Source organism: Streptomyces sp. NPDC043878, from assembly GCF_056435735.1.
In genome coordinates this window covers 1-16,485 of sequence record NZ_JBWKDW010000033.1, presented here as the reverse complement: position 1 = coordinate 16,485, position 16,485 = coordinate 1, and the positions used below count along the sequence as shown (strand labels likewise).

The following is a 16,485-nucleotide window of genomic DNA, read 5'->3' as shown; positions in this document are numbered from 1 at the left end:
GCCCCCCTGCCCGGCGCCTCCGGGCCTGGCGCCCCCTGCCCGGCGCCGTCCGCTCAGCGGCCCCGGGTGAGTGGCACGGTGAGCCGGTAGCCGACTCCCCGTACGGTCTCGATCCACTCGGCGCTGCCGAGCTTGCCGCGTAGGGAACCCACGTGGACGTCGAGCGTGCGGGTGGAGCCGAACCAGTTCTCGTCCCAGACGCGGGCCATGATCTCCTGCCGCTTCATCACCGTGCCGGGGTCCTGGATGAGCATGGCGAGAAGGTCGAACTCCTTGCGGGTGATGCGGACTTCGTCACCGTTCAGGAAGACCTTGCGGATGCGCGGGTCCAGCAGTAAAGGCCCGGCGGTCAGGCAACCGGAATCGACGTGCCCTGTTCCGCGGGCCATCACCGTGACCGACTCGATGGCGGCGAAACGGCTCAGCGCCTGGGTCTCCGCCTGGGTCAGCGTCAGGGCCGCCGGCCGGGACGGTGCCGTCCAGACCGCCGGGGTGAGCACGCTGTCGGTGGAGACGGCGACGGCGGCGCTGTCGGTCCCTCGCGCGGGAACCGGCGCGCCCTCTCCCTCCCGGGTGCCCGTGGCCCCGGCGTCGTGGGGCGGGGTGTCGGCGAGCGCCCGCTCGTGCCAGGGGCAGGAGCCGGCCCGCCGTAGCACCGCCTGAACGCGTGCCATCAGCTCGAACCGGCCGAACGGCTTGGTGACGACGTCGTCGGCGCCCAGATGCAGGGCCAGCACCCGGTCGAGTTCGTCGAGTTCGTCGGTCGGTTCGCTCAGTGCGATGACGGGCACGCAGGACTGCTCGCGGATGCGGCGGCACACCTCGTGCCCGGCAAGGTCGGGCAGGGTGAGCCCGAGCAGGACGAGTCGTACGCCGTCGAGCAGGTCGAGGGCGGCGACACCGCTGTCGGTGCGCTGGGGCGTGTAACCGTGCACCGTCAGGGTCTGCGCGAGGGCCTCGGCCACGTCGTCGTCGTGCTCGACGATCAGAACGCTCTTCATCCGGTGTCTCCCGGCGCTGGTGCCCGCGTACGCGGAGCGGTCCCGCCCGATCCTTAAAAAACTGGTCGAACGGTATCTTCTTTGAAGTCTAACAAGTCGGTCGACCGGTTCTCAAGTGGCATGGGGCAGGTGTCTCGATCGGGGTACGCGACCATGCCCCCTACGGGGTATCGCAGTGGTAGCCGGCAGTGCCCCGACCGGTTCCCGGGACCTGCCGGGCCCTCCGGAGGCGGTACTCTCCGAGCAGCCAAGATCAGTGCAGGGCTGGGGAGTTCGCTGGTCACCAGGGGGTGGCGGGGTGTCGTCACAGGGAAGCGCGAGCAGTGCGGCCGTGGACGTACTGGAACGCCGGATGGAGCACGTGCTGAAGTCCTGCGAGGAACGGGAACTGGACTCCGCACGCCTGCTCCTGCAGCACGTCATCGGTGAACTGCGCTTATGCGGAAACCAGTTGGACGGTAGGAAAAATGATCCAGGCTGTCCCGGGAGCGGGGCCGGAACCGGACCGCGGCCGGTGGCCGTGACCGAGCGGACGGCGGCCGTCCTCTTCGAGGCCGTGGGCCGGGCGCTGTTCGCCGAACCGGTGGCCGCGCAGGACGGCGTACGCCTGCTGACCCTGCTGCACCGGCACACGGTGTCGGCGGTCTCCTCGGCGGCGGCGCGGGAACTGCACGACGAGGTGGCGGGACGGCTGACGGTGGCACTCAACTGCTTCGAGCTGTACGACCTGCACCGCGCGGCCCGGCCCCGCACGGCGCTGGAACGCCTGGACGGAGCCCGCGAGTCCGTGCGGGAGTCCCTGACGGCGCTACGCGCGGTGATGGCGCAGCTGCGCCGGACCGCGGAGACGGGGGGTACCGGCATGGCGGCGACCGGTGGGGCGGGGGCCGTGCGGCCGCTGCGCGCAGCGCTGCTGCGGGACCTCGGCGGGACGGGCGCCGGCCCGACGGCGGGGGAGGGACCCCGGGTGCGGATCGAGGTGCGGGGTGAGGAGTCGCTGTCCGACCAGGAGGCCCGGGAACTCTTCATGATCGTGCGGGAGGCCCAGCGCAACGCCGTACGGCACGCGAAGGCATCGCGGGTCACGGTGTCGGTCGAGGTGCTGCCCGGGCGGATCGAGGCACGGATCGAGGACGACGGCCACGGTTTCGACCCGCGGGCGGCTCTGCCGTACGGCGGAGGCGGCCTGGTCTCGATGCGGGAGCGGACCGAACTCCTGGGCGGCAGCCTCGCCGTCGAGTCCGGGCCGGGGGTGCGCGGAGGCACGCGGGTCCTGGTGCGGGTGCCGTTGAGAGGGGGACCTCGTGCTGCCCGGTAGACCGGTCCGGATCGTCCTCGCCGACGACCACACGCTGTTCCGCGAGGGCATCGGGGAGATCCTCGCGGCCTCGGGCGGCTTCGAGGTGGTGGGGGAGGCGCACCGCGGGGAGGAGACCTGCCGGGTCACCGCAGAGGCGCGCCCCGACGTGGTGCTCCTGGACGTGGAGATGCCCGGCCCCGGAGTGCGGGAGGTGCTGGCCCGCCTGGTACGGCTGACCCCGCGCCCCCAGGTGGTCGTCCTCACGGTGCACGACGACATCGCGCTGGCCAGGGAACTGCTGGGGCTGGGCGCGGGGGCGTACCTGGTGAAGGGGTCCACACGGCAGGAGCTGCTGTCGGCGATCCGCAGCGTCACGGTGGAGCGCCGCTCCGGTCACGTGGTGCTGTCGCTGTCCCAGCAGAGCCTGATCGCCGGCCCGCGACCCGTCGAGGTCCTGTCGATACGGGAGCGGGAGGTGCTGGCGCTCGCGGGCCAGGCGCTGAGCAACTCGCAGATAGCGCGCCGGCTGGCGATCGCCGAGGGCACGGTGAAACGGCACCTGCGCAACATCTACGGCAAGCTCGGCGCCGTCTCCCGGATGGACGCCGTGAACAAGGCCCAGGCGGCCTCGCTCATCACGCCCCCACCGCCGGAGGAGGGCCGCCAGGGCGGGCCGTCGTCCCCGGAGTGAAGGAGCAGGCGGACGGGCGGGCCCGCGGGGGTGGATTCCGGACGTCTGACACTGGTCTGACGGTTCCCTGATACAGCTGCGGAAGTCTGGCGAAGCTCTGAACCGGCGTGTGTTGAAGCGTGCGGGGGGCCTGGCGAGGATGGGGGAAACCACCAGAAGCCACAGGGATTTGGGGGGTCCAGGTGCACAAGGTAGAGGAACTTCCGGACAAGCACACAGGCAGGGACTGCGCGAAGCGGTGCGGTCGGATCTGCGCCAAGTGCGTCGAGCGGTTGCGCGGTGAACTGCGCACGCTGCTGGAGCTGTTCCGTGAGAGCGAGCACGCCCTCACGACCACGCGGCCCCGGCTGCGCGAGCGGGTCAGCGGCAGCCGGGACGTGGTCGGCATCGTGCTCGACGAACGGGCCGTGGACATGCGCGCCCGGATGACCGAGGTGCTCGCGTCGTGGGCGCGGCTGGTCGTGGAGGAACGGGGCAGCGAGGTACCCCGGCCGCGTGAGCGGGAGGTGACCAACCTGGTGCCGTTCCTGCGGCAGCAGGTGCGATGGCTCGCCGACCACCCGGCGGCGGTGGACTTCGACGAGGAAGTCCGGGAACTGCTGGGGGAGTTGGGCGGACTGTTCGGCCCGGGCCAGGCGCGCAGGTTCCCACTGGGCCCGTGCGTACGACCAGGGTGCGCCGGCACGCTGCACGGGGTCGTCCGCTCGGACGGGTCCACCGACCCGGGCCACGTCTCGTGCGACACGGGACACGCGCTTCCGCCGCGGCAGTGGCTGCTGGTGGCGGACCGGATGGCGGAAGGGGCCGCCTGATGCGGAGCGCGCGCCGGCGCACGGTGCCGACCGAGCTGGCGGCTCTGGCGATGGGGGTGTCCGAGGCGACGATCCGCAAGTGGGCGAGCCGAGGAAAGATCACCCGGTACGGCGGCCCGCAACGCGCGGAGTACGACCTGGACGAACTCCTAGTCCTGACCCACCCGACCCCCCCACCACAACCACAACCACAACCACAACCACCCTCACGATCGCGACAGCCGATGCCGAAACCAGACAATGCAAGCGAGCAAAGCAAGACCGAATAGCAGCAATGTCCTCGAGGACCGGCACCCAACAACCAGCAGCCGCCATCCGAATGGACCGCCATCCGAATGGACGGCCATCCGTATGGACCGCCATCTGCATGAACGAAGAAAGCCCCTTACGGCCACCCCTCGGACGGCCGTAAGGGGGCTTACGACCGCCCGCCCTCGGACGGTCGAAAGCCCCTTGCGGCCGTCTCCTGGACGGCAGCCAGGGGCTTTTTCCGTCTTGACCGATCGGGTGGACGGGTGTCACACTTTTCCCGGCGCCTCCATGCCCTGACACCTCCACGACGCAGGTGATCAATCTCCAGGGCGGCGCAATTCTCCGCATCAGGATCCAATCCGCAACCGTTGGCCTTTCCGCCGCGGTGCGGATTTTTTTCTGTCTCCATTTCGCCCCGACCCGAGGAAGTGTGGTCGATGTCTGTTTCTGCCAAGACGCCTGTCGGTCAGTGGACGGGTGAGGTCGCGCACGACGGTGAGGTGGACGTCTACACCGCCACCTTCGAGCCGGACGGTTCGCTCTCGGTCACCACGAGCAAGAGCACCGGCACGGGCTCCTGGACCGCCACCGGCGACCAGAGTTTCGACTTCTCCGTCCGCGAGGACTTCAACCCGGACTTCACCCAGATCAGCCCCACCGGCAAGCGTGCCGCCTACATACGGATCGAGTTCTCCGCCGAGCACGACGGCGAGAAGTTCACCGGCGCCGGCAAGGCGATCATCTACGCGGCCGACGACTCCCTGATCTACGCGACCGAGGCCCGTACCGAGGGACGCCGGTTGTCATGACGCAGCCGGAGGCCGCGGAACTGAAGGCCCTGGCCGCCGAGGTGGGCCGACTGTCCGACCTCGCGGCGCTGGGCAAGCTCGTGGACCGCTACCTCGCCAGCCTCGACGAGGGCACCTTCGACGAGAGCTGGGCGAGGTCGCTGTTCACCGAGGACATCGAGATGGCCTTCCCGGTGGGCAGCCACCAGGGCATCGACGGCGTCGCCGAATTCACCGCGCAGATCATGGCGCGCTGGGGCCGTACGCACCACCACGGCTCCGACAGTTCGGTCGAGACCGACGGCGACCGGGCCGACCTCACCTGGAGCCTCATCGCCTCCCACGTGCACTTCGCCTCACCCCTGCCCCCCGACCCGTCGGAGTACTTCCAGCTCGGCGGCCGGTTCACGGGCACGGCACGGCGTACGCCCGAGGGCTGGCGCCTGGACAGTCTGCGGCTGCGGATCGTGTGGACCACCGGCTCCGTGCCCAAGGGCGTGACCCGGGTCGACACCAAGACGCTCGACACCCGCGGAAACACCGTATCCACCCCAGTGAAGGAGAACTGACGCATGGCCACCACACTCACCGGCGAGCAGCAGAGGGAACTGGTCGAGAAGGTCTTCCACGAGGGCCTGGACCTCGGGGACCTGTCGGCCGCCGACCGCTACCTGACCGCCGACTTCCGCAACCACGGCAGCCACGACGACTCGATGCGCGGCCCGGAGGCGTTCAAGCACACCATCCGGATCCAGCAGTCCGCGTTCAGCGAGATCAAGTACGAGATCCTCGACTTCATCTCGGACGGCGACAAGGCCGCGATCCGCTGGGTGATGCACGGCAAGCACACCGGCCCGTTCATCGGGATCGCGCCGACGGGCCTCCAGGTCCAGCACCAGGCGATCATCTGGTTCCGCTTCGAGGGCGACAAGATCGCCGAACGCTGGGGCCTGGTGGACAACTTCACCCTCCAGCGCTTCCTGCAGTCGGGCGGCAAGCCGGCCGGTCCGCTCACCCCGGCAGCGGCGAAGCCCGCGGCCTGACGAGGGGACAGCCGCGTACGCCGGCGAGGGGACGTGACGGGGGTGTCCGCCCGCAGCGGCTGGTGCGGTCGAAACACCGGTGCGCCGGTGAGCGACCGCTCCGCGCCAGTCCGAGGACGGACACCCCCGTCGCGGCCCCGCCCCCCCCACAACCGAAGGCACCCGCACGAACGCGAGCACGCCCCCACACCGCACGCCCGCCCCCTCCACCCCGCACCCCACCCCGAAGAAGGAGTGATCGTGCCGATAGACCGCAAGGTGGCCCGCTTCAACCGGCGGTTCGCCAACCACCTCGTGGGCCCGCTGTTCAGCCGGATGCCCGGCTTCGGACGGGTCCACCACCGTGGCCGGAAGTCCGGACGCGAGTTCACCACGCCGGTGAAGCTGTTCCGGCGCGGTGAGGACATCATCATCACGCTGCCGTACGGGCCGGGCTCGGACTGGGTCAAGAACGTGCTGGCGGCCGGCGGTTGCGAGATCACCACGCGCGGTCGCCGGGTCCAGGTCACCCACCCCACGGTGTTCACCGACGACGGTACGACGAAGATGCCGGCGCTCACCCGTCGGATCCTGTCGCGCGTCGACGCGACCGAGTTCATCGCGCTGACGCCGGTGACGGCGCCGACGCCGGCGGCCGGCCGATGACCGGTTCCGCGCGGCGGCCGGTCGAGGTGACGCTCGTCGTCGGGTCGGCCCGCGACGGCCGGCTCGCCCCGGACGTCGCGGGCTGGTTCCGGGAGGTGGCCGGCCGGCGCGACGACCTCGCGGTCGACGTGGTGGACGTGGCCGACGCCCTGCTGCCCGCGGACCTGGACCCGGGGCATGCGGCGACGGCCGCGTTGAGGCCCCGGATCGCGGGGGCGGAGGCGTACGTCCTGGTCGTACCGGAGTACAACCGCAGCGTTCCGGGCCCGCTGAAGACGCTCATCGACAGTTTCCAGTCCGAGTGGCTGGCCAAGCCCGTCGGCTTCGTCAGCTACGGACTCAGCATGGCGGGCGGTGTCCGGGCCGTGGAGCACCTGCGGCAGATCTTCGCCGAGTTCCACTGCGTGGGGATGAAGGACATCGTCACGTTCCCGCGGATTCTCGAGCACTACGACGCCGAGGGGCGCTTCCCCGCCGATCCCGAGGCCGCGGAGGCCGCCGCCAAGCTCATGCTCGACCAGCTGCTGTGGTGGGCCCGCGCCCTGCGCGATGCCAAGGCGGTCCGCCCCTACGGAACCTGAGCCGGTCCCGCTCCGGAACCTGAGCCGGTCCCCCTCCGGCACCCACCCGCGCCCGCTTCCCCTGCACCCTCCCACTCCCAAGGAGACGCGATGGCAGCTGTATCCGATCCCCTGCCCGACCTGCTGACAGCCGTTCCGGTGGTGATCCTCGCCTGCAAGGCCGGCGCGCAACTGGTGCGCCGGCTCGGCCAGCCACCGGTCGTCGGCGAGATAGCCGTCGGGATCCTGCTCGGCCCCTCGCTGCTGGGCTGGCTGTGGCCCGACGCGCAGACCTGGCTCTTCCCGCAGTCCGTGCTGCCGTACATCGGCGCGCTCGGCAACCTCGGCCTGCTCGCCTTCATGTTCCTGGTGGGCCTGGAACTCGACCTGGGTTCGCTGCGCGGGCACAGCCGGACCGCGGTGGTGGTCTCGCAGGTGAGCATCGCGCTGCCGCTGGCCCTCGGTACGGCCCTCGCGCTCGGCATGTACGGCACGTTCGCACCCGACGGCGTGGACCGGCTGCCGTTCGTGCTGTTCATCGCGGTGTCGATGAGTATCACCGCGTTCCCGGTGCTGGCCCGCATCCTCACCGACCGGGGCCTGTACCGGACCAGGGTCGGGGCGCTCGCCATGGCGTGCGCGGCCGTGGACGACGTGACGGCGTGGTGCCTGCTGGCGGCCGTCGTGGCGGTGACGAAGAGCAACTCGCCGACGGAGGCGCTCACGACGGCCCTGTACGCGGTCGCGTTCACGCTGTTCATGTACTACGCCGTACGTCCGCTGCTGGCCCGCTGGGTCGCGCGGGCGGAGCGGGCGCACGGCGAGAGCGTGCTGCTGGTCGTGCTGTTCAGCGGCCTGTGTCTGAGCGCGCTGGTCACGGACCGGATCGGGGTGCACGCGCTGTTCGGGGCGTTCCTGTTCGGGGTGGTCACGCCGCGGGGCAGCCGGGCGGTGGAGGTGACGGCGGCGCGGCTGCGGGCCTTCACGGTGCCGGTGCTGCTGCCGCTGTTCTTCGTGAGCACGGGACTGAAGACGGACATGGCGCTGCTGGCCGGCGAGCCCCGGCAGTGGCTGTGGCTGGCTGCCGTGCTGGCGGTGGCGGTGCTCGGCAAGTGGGGCGGGGGCTCCGTCGCGGCGCGGTTGTCGGGCCAGCGGTGGACCGACGCGATGTCGATCGGCGCGCTCATGAACTGCCGGGGACTGACCGAGCTGGTGGTGCTGAACATCGGGCTCGGCCTGGGCGTCATCGGCTCCGGGCTGTTCACGATGCTGGTGCTGATGGCCCTGGTCACCACGGCCGCGACCGCGCCCGCACTGAGTCTGATCCGCCGACGCGCCGGCGACCCGGAAGCCGTCGACCCGGCCATGACTCCGGAGGTCGACGGGACGCAGAAATCCGCTCTGCAACCGACAGCGACCCGCTGACCTGCGCTTCTACCAGCCGGACGATCAGGTAACCACCTGATGGTTCGGCTCTTGTTAGTTATAGCGCTTGATAGATAAGCAACTTGACGATACTGTCGAGTGACGCGGAGCACCGAGGGAGACAGTGATGAGCCAGGACTTCAAGAACCTCGACATGACGATGATGTTCGCCATCCACGACGCCCTCCGGCGCGAACTGGAGCGCATCGCGCGGATCACCGCGCGGGTGGACGAGGACCCCCGTCACGTCCTGAGTACCGCCGTCGGCTGGGAGCTGTTCAAGAAGTTCCTGACCATCCACCACACGTCGGAGGACGTCACGGTGTGGCCCGTGATGCAGAAGGCGCTGGCCGGTAAGCCCGCCGAGATCGCCCTGCTCGACGCGATGGAGGCGGAGCACGCGGTGATCGACCCGCTGCTGGCGGACATCGACGCGGCGCTCGCCGACCGCGACTTTGGCGCCGAACGCCTGGGCGGGCTGGTCGACACGCTGTACACGAGCCTCGGCGGCCACCTGGACCACGAGGAGCGGGACGCGCTCCAGCTCATGGACATCACGCTCAGCCAGGAGCAGTGGGCGGCCTTCAGCGCCGAACAGCGCACGCGGGTGGGTGAGGACTCCGTCCGCTACCTGCCCTGGCTGCTCGACGACATCGACGCGGTGAAGTTCGCCCACATCCTCGGCAAGATGCCCGAGCCGCTGCGCAACGCCTACGACTCGGAATGGCGAGCGGCCTACGACGCCCTCGACATCTGGGGCACGAAGACCAGCTCGGTCCGCTGAACCCCGCCCACCACACCTCCGGGGGGTGTTCCGCCCCCGTGGCACCCCCCGGAGCCCGTACCCGCCCCGGTCACGTCCCCCCATCACCAGAGACATCGGAGAGAGCTCATGTCGCTGCAAGACCGAACCGAAGCCGTACCGGAGGCGTCGGCACCGCCCGGACAGGGCGGCAAGCTGGGCCTCGCGCTGCTGGTCATCGCGGCAGCCCAACTGATGCTCGTCCTCGACAACACCATCGTGGCGGTCGCCCTGCCGAGCATGCAGAGCGCACTCGGGCTGAGCGAGTCCACCCTCGGCTGGATCGTCACGGCGTACGCCCTGGCCTTCGGCGGACTGCTGCTGGCCGGCGGCCGCGCCGGTGACCTCTTCGGCCGCCGCCGGATGTTCCGTGTCGGCCTGGTCCTGTTCACCGGTGCCTCACTGCTCGGCGGTCTGGCCGGCAACGGCGAGCTGCTGATCTCGGCCCGGGTGCTGCAGGGCCTGGGCGCCGCCATCGCCGCGCCGACCGCGCTGTCCCTGCTGGCGACCACGTTCCCGGCGGGCCCCGCCCGCAACAAGGCACTCGGCGTGTACGGCGCGATGGGCGGACTCGGCTCCGTGGTCGGCCTGCTGCTCGGCGGCGCGCTCACCGAGTACCTGAACTGGCGCTGGGTGATGTACGTCAACGTGCCGATCGCCGTCCTGGTCCTGATCGGCACCGGGGTGCTCGTCGAGGGCGAGCGGGAGCGCGGCAAGGTCGACGTGCCCGGCGCCTTCGCCGCCACCTTCGGCTTCGGCGCACTCGTCTACGCCATCAACCGGGCCGGCACGGAGGGCATCGGTGACGCCGTCACACTGATCGGCCTGGCGGTGGCGGTGGTCCTGCTGGTCGCGTTCGTCCTGATCCAGCGCGCCAGCCGCGCACCGATGATCCCCGGGAGCGTACTGGCCGACAAGAGCCGCGCGGGCGCCAACCTGATCATGTTCCTGATGGGGGCGGGCATGCTCGCCACCTTCTACTTCCTGACCCTGTACATGCAGGTCGTCAAGGGCTACGAGCCGATGGAGACGGGCCTGGCGTACCTGCCCTTCGCGGTGGGCATCGGCCTCGCGGCCGGTGGTATCGGCCCGCAGCTGCTGGCGAAGCTCTCCGAGCGGACGGTCATCGTCACCGGTCTGGTCGTCGGTATCGCGGGCATGGTCTGGTTCAGCTTCCTGGCGCCGGGACAGAACGCGCTGGTCGCGCTGCTGCCCGCACAGCTGGTCTCCGGCCTCGGCCTGGGTCTGGTCTTCGTGACGGTCACCGTGATCAGCGTGCGCGGCGTGGCGCCCCAGGACACCGGTGCCGCGTCGGGTCTGGTCAACACCGCCCAGCAAATCGGCGGTGCCATCGGTCTGGCGCTGCTGGCCGCGACCGCGCAGCACATCACCGAGAGCAAGCTGCCGGGCAACGTCTCCGAGGCGCTGACCAGCGGATACTCGTACGGCTTCCTGCTGGGTGCGGGCCTGTACCTGCTGGCCCTGCTGGCCGCCGTGGTGATGATCCCGGCGACGGCTCCGCAGCCGCACCAGGACGGAGAGCACGTCCCGGCGGCGTACTGAACCAGCGCACGACACGACGCGCCACAAGACGCACAGCGCACGACACGGCGCGCCACAAGACACACAACACAGCGCGCCACAGGACGCACGACACAGCGCACGACACGGCGGCCCCGCCCCGGGCGGGGCCGCCGTCGTCCCACCCCGCACGCCACCCGCCCCTCCGTGAAGCTCTCGGAATCCCCACTCCCCGAAACGAGGCGACCAGAGATGGCACCCCCCGAGCCCACCGGCCCCCAGCCCGACCACCCGCGGCCCGACCATCCCCAGGCCGCACCCCGCCCGCTGGGGCTGTGGCACCTGGCCGACCTCGTCACCCCCATGGCCGTGCGGGTGGCCGCGACCCACCGCGTCGCCGACCACATCACCGACGGCCGGGTCACCGCGTACGACATCGCGCGGGCCGAGGGGCTGCGCGTCCAGCCGCTGGAGCGGGTGCTGCGCCACCTGGTGACCGTCGGGGTGCTGACCGCGGACGGCGGGTCGTACGGGCTGACGGAACTGGGCCGGGGCCTGCGCTCCGACCACCCGAGCGGCCAGCTGCACCTCATCGACCTCAACGGCGCCGTCGGGCGCGGCGACCTGTCCCTCGTGGAGCTGCCGCACGTCGTGCGCACCGGCGACCCGGCCTACCCGGTCCGCTACGGCCTGCCCTTCTGGGACGACCTGGAGACCGACCCGGAACTCGCGCAGTCCTTCGACCGGACCATGGCCGACAACGTCGCCCGCGACGCCCGTTCGATCGCCGGCGCCTACGACTGGTCGGCGCTCGGCTTCGTCTACGACCTCGGAGGCGGCAACGGCGTCCTGCTCGCGGGCCTGCTGGGGGCCCATCCGACCCTGCGCGGCGCGGTCGTCGACCTGCCGGGCACCGCCGCGCGGGCCGCCCGGTACCTCCGCGCGGCGGGTCTCGGCGACCGCGCCCAGGTCGTCGGCGGCAGCTTCTTCGAGGAGCTGCCCACCGGCGGTGGCGGCTACCTCCTGTCCTCCGTCCTGCACAACTGGCCCGACAAGGACGCCCTGCGCATCCTGGAGCGCTGCGCCGCCGCCGTGGCAGGCGGCGACGGCCGCGTCTTCGTGATCGAGGAGACCGCGGAGACCGCCGACACCGGCATGGACCTGCGGATGCTCGCCTACTACGGCGGCCTGGAACGTCCGCTGGAGGAGCTCGCGCGGCTGGCCCGGGCCGCGGGTCTGGAAGTCGTCGCCGTGCACCGGGCCGACGGCCAGGCCACCACCGTCCGGTCGATCGTCGAGCTCGTGCCCGAGGCCCGGGCGCACTGAATCCGGAGGCGGTGCGCGCACCCTCGGGCCGCGCACACCGCCCGTACAGACTGGCAGGAGGTGCTGTGGTGCGGCGCGAGCGCGCGGGCTTGCAGGGTCCCGTGACGAGGACCGAGGAGATCGCCGAGGTACCGGGCGTCCTCCCGGAGACCCTCACGGACTTCATCAGCTACCTCCTGCGCCGCGTCCACGCGCAGTTCACCGCGAGCGCCGACGGCACCGGCTCCGACCCCCGGGAGTTCCTGGTGCTGGCCGCGCTCACCGGCCGTGACTGGGAGTCCCAGCTCGACCTGGCCGAGCGCCTCGGGATCAACCGCACCGTCATGGTCGCGGTCATCGACCGGCTGGAGGCTCGCGGCGAGGTCCGGCGCACCCGCAACCCCGGCAACCGGCGCCAGTACGTGCTGTCCCTGACGGAACACGGACGCGGCGCCCTGGAGGCGGGGCGCCGGGCTGTGGCGGGGCGGGACGCCCGGCTGACCGCCGTCCTCACGCCAGGGGAGCGGGCCCGCCTCGACGCCCTGCTCGCCAGGCTGCTCCCGGAGTCGGCGCGGCCGCTGGTGCGGGGCGCCGAGTACCTGGTGGCCCAGGCCCACCACCGGCTGCGCAGACACGGCGACGACAAGCTGGCCGGCACCGGCCTGCGGGTGCGCCACTACGGGCCGCTGTCCGCCCTCGACAGGTTCGGCCCGTGTTCGCAGCAGCGGCTCGCGGAGTACCTCGCCGTGACCGGGCCGGCCGTCTCCCAGATGGTGGACGAGCTGGTCAGGGGCGGCCTGGTGCGCCGCGGCCGGGACCCGCGCGACCGGCGCCGGTACGCCCTGGAGGTGACCGACCTCGGCCGGGACGGACTCCGCGTGGTGGCCGGGGCGGTGGACTCCCTGGCGGCGGACGTGGCGGCCATGCTCGGTCCCGGCGGCGAGGACGAACTCCGCCTGCTGCTGGGGAAACTGCTGGCCGAAACGCATTCCGCGCCCGCCGGCCCGCTCTCCGGCCATTCCGCGGTGGTCGATTCCCCCACCCGAACTCCCGCCCAAATCCCCGTCCAAATCCCCGCCCAATACAGGGCTTGACGCTCCCGAGCAATTCTGTCACGCTTTGGCCAGCGGTTGATTCACGCCTTTTTCAAGGGCTCTCCGGAAAGAAATGGAGGGCCCTTTTCTCATGCACTTTTTCGCTGTGGACCGCACCTGACGAAGGAGACAGCTCATGGTCGCGAAGAGGAACGAAGGCGCGACGGAACCGGCGGAGCCGTCCGGGACGACGGGACCGGCGGGCATAACCGACGACATGACGTTCGACGTCATCATTCTCGGTTCCGGCCTGGCGGGTTCCGTGACCGGCACGATCATGGCGAAGAACGGTGCCCGGGTCCTGCTGGTCGACGCCGCCGCCCACCCCCGTTTCGCCATCGGTGAGTCGATGACTCCGCAGCTCGTCGAATGGATCCACATCCTCTCCGAGCGCCACGACATCCCCGAACTCAAGAGCCTGGCCAGCGTCCAGCAGTCCACCCGGGACATCGCCCCGACCTTCGGCACCAAGGCGCACTTCGGCTTCATGAAGCACGAGGTGGGCCGGGAACCCGACCCCCGCGAGGCGACCCAGCTGGCCCTGCCCAAGATCTTCCTGCAGAACAGCCACATGTTCCGCCAGGACAGCGACGCCTTCATGTTCCACGTGGCCGTGAAGTACGGCTGTGTGCCCCGGCAGAACTGGCGGGCGACCGCCGTCGACTTCGACGAGGACGGCGTGACCGTCACCGGCCGCAGTGCCGCCCCCGGCGCGCAGCCCGAGTTCTACCGCGGGAAGTACCTGGTGGACGCGTCGGGCTTCCGCTCGCCGCTCGCCGACAAGTTCGACCTGCGCGACAAGCCGGCCCGCTTCAAGCACCACTCGCGGTCGATGTTCACCCACTACGTCGGCGTCAAACCGTTCGACGACGTCAGCGGGCACCCCAAGGACCTGCGCCCGCCGGCCGACTGGCACACCGGCACCATGCACCACCTCATCGAGCGGGGCTGGTTCTGGATCATCCCGTTCGACAACCACCCGAAGTCGCGCAACCCGCTGTGCAGCGTGGGCCTGACCATCGACGAGCGCACCTATCCCAAGCCGGCGGACCTCACCCCGGAGCAGGAGTTCCAGCAGTTCCTCGACAAGTACCCCGCGGTCAAGCGGCAGTTCGACGGCGCCAGCCGCATCCGGGAGTGGATCTCCACTGACCGGCTGCAGTACTCGTCGAAGCAGACCATCGGTGACCGCTGGTGCCTGATGTCGCACGCGGCCGGCTTCCTCGACCCGCTGTTCTCCCGCGGCCTGTCCAACACCTTCGAGGTCGTCGACGCGCTCACCTCGCGTCTGGTGGAGGCCCTCGGGGACGGGGACTTCTCCGCGGAGCGCTTCGCGTACGTCGAGCGGCTGGAGCAGGGCCTGCTCCAGTACAACGACGAGCTGGTCAACAGCTCCTTCATCGCCTTCTCGCACTTCCGGCTGTGGAACGCGGTCTTCCGGGTCTGGGGCTCCTTCATCACCCCCGGCACGATGCGGCTGACGCGCGCCCGCCTCAAGCACGTCCGGGACGGGGACCCGCGCCACTTCCAGGAGCTGGAGGAGACGCAGTACCCGGGTCTGTGGTGGCCGCAGAGCGACCGGTTCAAGATCCTCCTGGAGTCGGCCGCCGAGACCTGCGAGAAGTACGAGGCGGGCGCGCTGACCGGCGACGAGGCCGCCGACGCCGTCTTCAAGCTGCTCGGCGACTCGCCCATCGTCAATCCGGTCTTCGGCTGGAAGGACGAGAACAAACGATTCATCTACCCGTCCACGGCGACCATGGCCCGCTTCCTGTACTGGGCCTCCGTCCAGGCCCCGCCGGAGATGAACAGCGTCGGCCGGGAGTTCCTGCTCGGCATCGTCAAGGCCGGCGCGAAGGTCCGCAAACTCCTCTGAAGCCCGGCGCGCGGCACGTCTTCGAACCCGCCACGAAAGGGATGCGCATGTCAGCAGCAGCGCGCTCGCTGATTCACACCCACGAGCGACAGCCGATCGAAGCACCGACCCTGCGCCGCGTGTGCGGCCTGTTCACGACCGGGGTCACGGTCATCACCACCGGGCCGGAGGGACGTGCCGAGGGCACGACCGTCAACTCCTTCACCTCCGTGTCGCTGGACCCGCCGCTCGTCCTGTTCTGCCTGCACAAGCAGTCACGGCTGCACGCGGTGCTGGAGGAGAGCGGCGGGTTCACCGTGAACTTCCTGTCCGGCCGGCAGGAGAAGCTGGCCCGGTCCTTCGCGGGGCGCCGGCCCGAGGGGTTCACCGGCGTACCGCACCACTTCACCGACGGCGGGCTGCCGGTGCTGACGGAGGCGCTGGCGTACCTGACCTGTACGACCGTCGACATCCACGCGGGCGGCGACCACGAGATCGTCGTCGGCGAGGTCGTCGAACTGGGCGTCCCGGACCACGGCCGGGAGCCGCTGATCTTCTTCGACGGCTCCCTGGGCGCGCTGGAGGCGGCGGCCGGCCGCTTCAACCAGGCGCAGGAGTCCGGGACTCCGGCCAGACGGGCGTCCTGACATGCGCAAGGTGCTCATCGCCAACCGTGGCGAAATCGCTGTCCGTGTGGCCCGGGCGTGCCGGGACGCGGGGATCGCGAGTGTGGCCGTATACGCCGATCCGGACCGGGATGCTCTGCATGTCCGGGCGGCGGATGAGGCGTTCGCCCTGGGCGGTGACACCCCGGCCACCAGTTATCTGGACATCGAGGAGGTTCTGGGCGCCGCGCGTGAGTCGGGGGCGGACGCGATCCATCCGGGTTACGGCTTCTTGTCGGAGAACGCGGAGTTCGCGCAGGCCGTGCTGGATGCGGGTCTGGTGTGGATCGGGCCGCCGCCGCAGGCGATCCGGGATCTGGGGGACAAGGTCGCCGCCCGGCACATCGCCCAGCGGGCGGGTGCGCCGCTGGTGGCCGGTACCCCGGATCCGGTCAGCGGGGCGCAGGAGGTGGTGGCGTTCGCGCGGGAGCACGGTCTGCCGATCGCGATCAAGGCGGCGTTCGGTGGTGGCGGGCGTGGTCTGAAGGTGGCCCGCACGCTGGAGGAGGTTCCCGAGCTGTACGACTCGGCGGTGCGCGAGGCGGTCGCCGCGTTCGGCCGGGGTGAGTGCTTCGTGGAGCGGTATCTGGACAAGCCGCGGCATGTGGAGACGCAGTGCCTGGCCGACTCTCACGGCAACGTGGTGGTCGTCTCGACCCGGGACTGCTCGCTGCAGCGCCGTCACCAGAAGCTGGTGGAGGAGGCCCCGGCGCCGTTCCTGTCCGA

At 70.7% G+C, this 16,485-nt stretch carries 17 protein-coding genes; 16 read left to right on the top strand and 1 reads right to left on the bottom strand.

Features of this window, described 5'->3' with window-relative positions; all coding sequences use genetic code 11:
• Positions 1-53: 53 nt before the first annotated feature.
• Positions 54-1,001 carry a response regulator transcription factor gene (locus AC07AZ_RS33750; protein ID WP_478854547.1) on the bottom strand — a complete coding sequence of 316 codons (948 nt, stop codon included), beginning with the start codon at positions 999-1,001 and terminating at the stop codon, positions 54-56.
• 298 nt (positions 1,002-1,299) lie between these two features.
• Here AC07AZ_RS33750 and AC07AZ_RS33745 point away from each other — a divergent pair, with 298 nt between their 5' ends.
• From AC07AZ_RS33745 to AC07AZ_RS33670, 16 genes are all read left to right on the top strand, one after another.
• Positions 1,300-2,319 (top strand): sensor histidine kinase, encoded by a 1,020-nt coding sequence (locus tag AC07AZ_RS33745; protein ID WP_478854546.1) that lies wholly within the window; start codon positions 1,300-1,302, stop codon positions 2,317-2,319.
• Positions 2,306-2,992, top strand: coding sequence for a response regulator (locus AC07AZ_RS33740; protein WP_478854545.1), 687 nt, complete (start codon positions 2,306-2,308; stop codon positions 2,990-2,992). The genes AC07AZ_RS33745 and AC07AZ_RS33740 overlap by 14 nt, the downstream gene beginning before the upstream one ends.
• Before the next feature lie 182 nt (positions 2,993-3,174).
• The gene (locus AC07AZ_RS33735) at positions 3,175-3,804 is read left to right on the top strand and encodes an OvmZ protein (RefSeq protein ID WP_478854544.1); all 630 of its coding nucleotides are present in this window, start codon (positions 3,175-3,177) and stop codon (positions 3,802-3,804) included.
• A gap of 689 nt (positions 3,805-4,493) precedes the next feature.
• Positions 4,494-4,865 carry a dehydrogenase gene (locus AC07AZ_RS33730; protein WP_478854543.1) on the top strand — a complete coding sequence of 124 codons (372 nt, stop codon included), beginning with the start codon at positions 4,494-4,496 and terminating at the stop codon, positions 4,863-4,865.
• The gene (locus AC07AZ_RS33725; RefSeq protein WP_478854542.1) at positions 4,862-5,413 is read left to right on the top strand and encodes a nuclear transport factor 2 family protein; all 552 of its coding nucleotides are present in this window, start codon (positions 4,862-4,864) and stop codon (positions 5,411-5,413) included. The genes AC07AZ_RS33730 and AC07AZ_RS33725 overlap by 4 nt, the downstream gene beginning before the upstream one ends.
• A gap of 3 nt (positions 5,414-5,416) precedes the next feature.
• The gene (locus AC07AZ_RS33720) at positions 5,417-5,887 is read left to right on the top strand and encodes an ester cyclase (RefSeq protein WP_478854541.1); all 471 of its coding nucleotides are present in this window, start codon (positions 5,417-5,419) and stop codon (positions 5,885-5,887) included.
• A gap of 240 nt (positions 5,888-6,127) precedes the next feature.
• Entirely contained in the window at positions 6,128-6,532 is a 405-nt protein-coding gene (locus AC07AZ_RS33715; RefSeq protein ID WP_478854540.1) for a nitroreductase family deazaflavin-dependent oxidoreductase, read from the top strand.
• The gene (locus AC07AZ_RS33710; protein WP_478854539.1) at positions 6,529-7,113 is read left to right on the top strand and encodes an NADPH-dependent FMN reductase; all 585 of its coding nucleotides are present in this window, start codon (positions 6,529-6,531) and stop codon (positions 7,111-7,113) included. Before AC07AZ_RS33715 ends, AC07AZ_RS33710 begins: the two co-directional genes overlap by 4 nt.
• A gap of 90 nt (positions 7,114-7,203) precedes the next feature.
• On the top strand, positions 7,204-8,517 hold the full coding sequence (locus AC07AZ_RS33705) for a cation:proton antiporter (protein WP_478854538.1): 1,314 nt from the start codon (positions 7,204-7,206) through the stop codon (positions 8,515-8,517).
• A 127-nt stretch (positions 8,518-8,644) separates the two neighbouring features.
• Entirely contained in the window at positions 8,645-9,301 is a 657-nt protein-coding gene (locus tag AC07AZ_RS33700) for a hemerythrin domain-containing protein (RefSeq protein ID WP_478854537.1), read from the top strand.
• A 108-nt stretch (positions 9,302-9,409) separates the two neighbouring features.
• A complete protein-coding gene (locus AC07AZ_RS33695; protein ID WP_478854536.1) occupies positions 9,410-10,882 on the top strand; it encodes an MFS transporter in 1,473 nt (490 codons plus the stop codon).
• Positions 10,883-11,092: 210 nt separating this feature from the next.
• A complete protein-coding gene (locus AC07AZ_RS33690) occupies positions 11,093-12,166 on the top strand; it encodes a methyltransferase (protein WP_478854535.1) in 1,074 nt (357 codons plus the stop codon).
• 101 nt (positions 12,167-12,267) lie between these two features.
• A complete protein-coding gene (locus AC07AZ_RS33685) occupies positions 12,268-13,239 on the top strand; it encodes a MarR family winged helix-turn-helix transcriptional regulator (RefSeq protein ID WP_478854534.1) in 972 nt (323 codons plus the stop codon).
• A gap of 217 nt (positions 13,240-13,456) precedes the next feature.
• On the top strand, positions 13,457-15,115 hold the full coding sequence (locus AC07AZ_RS33680; protein WP_478854606.1) for an NAD(P)/FAD-dependent oxidoreductase: 1,659 nt from the start codon (positions 13,457-13,459) through the stop codon (positions 15,113-15,115).
• Between the two features lie 47 nt (positions 15,116-15,162).
• Positions 15,163-15,741, top strand: a complete 579-nt coding sequence (locus tag AC07AZ_RS33675; RefSeq protein ID WP_478854533.1) for a flavin reductase family protein — start codon at positions 15,163-15,165, stop codon at positions 15,739-15,741.
• A gap of 1 nt (position 15,742) precedes the next feature.
• The coding region (locus AC07AZ_RS33670; protein ID WP_478854532.1) for an ATP-binding protein at positions 15,743-16,485 on the top strand (743 nt) is incomplete at its 3' end.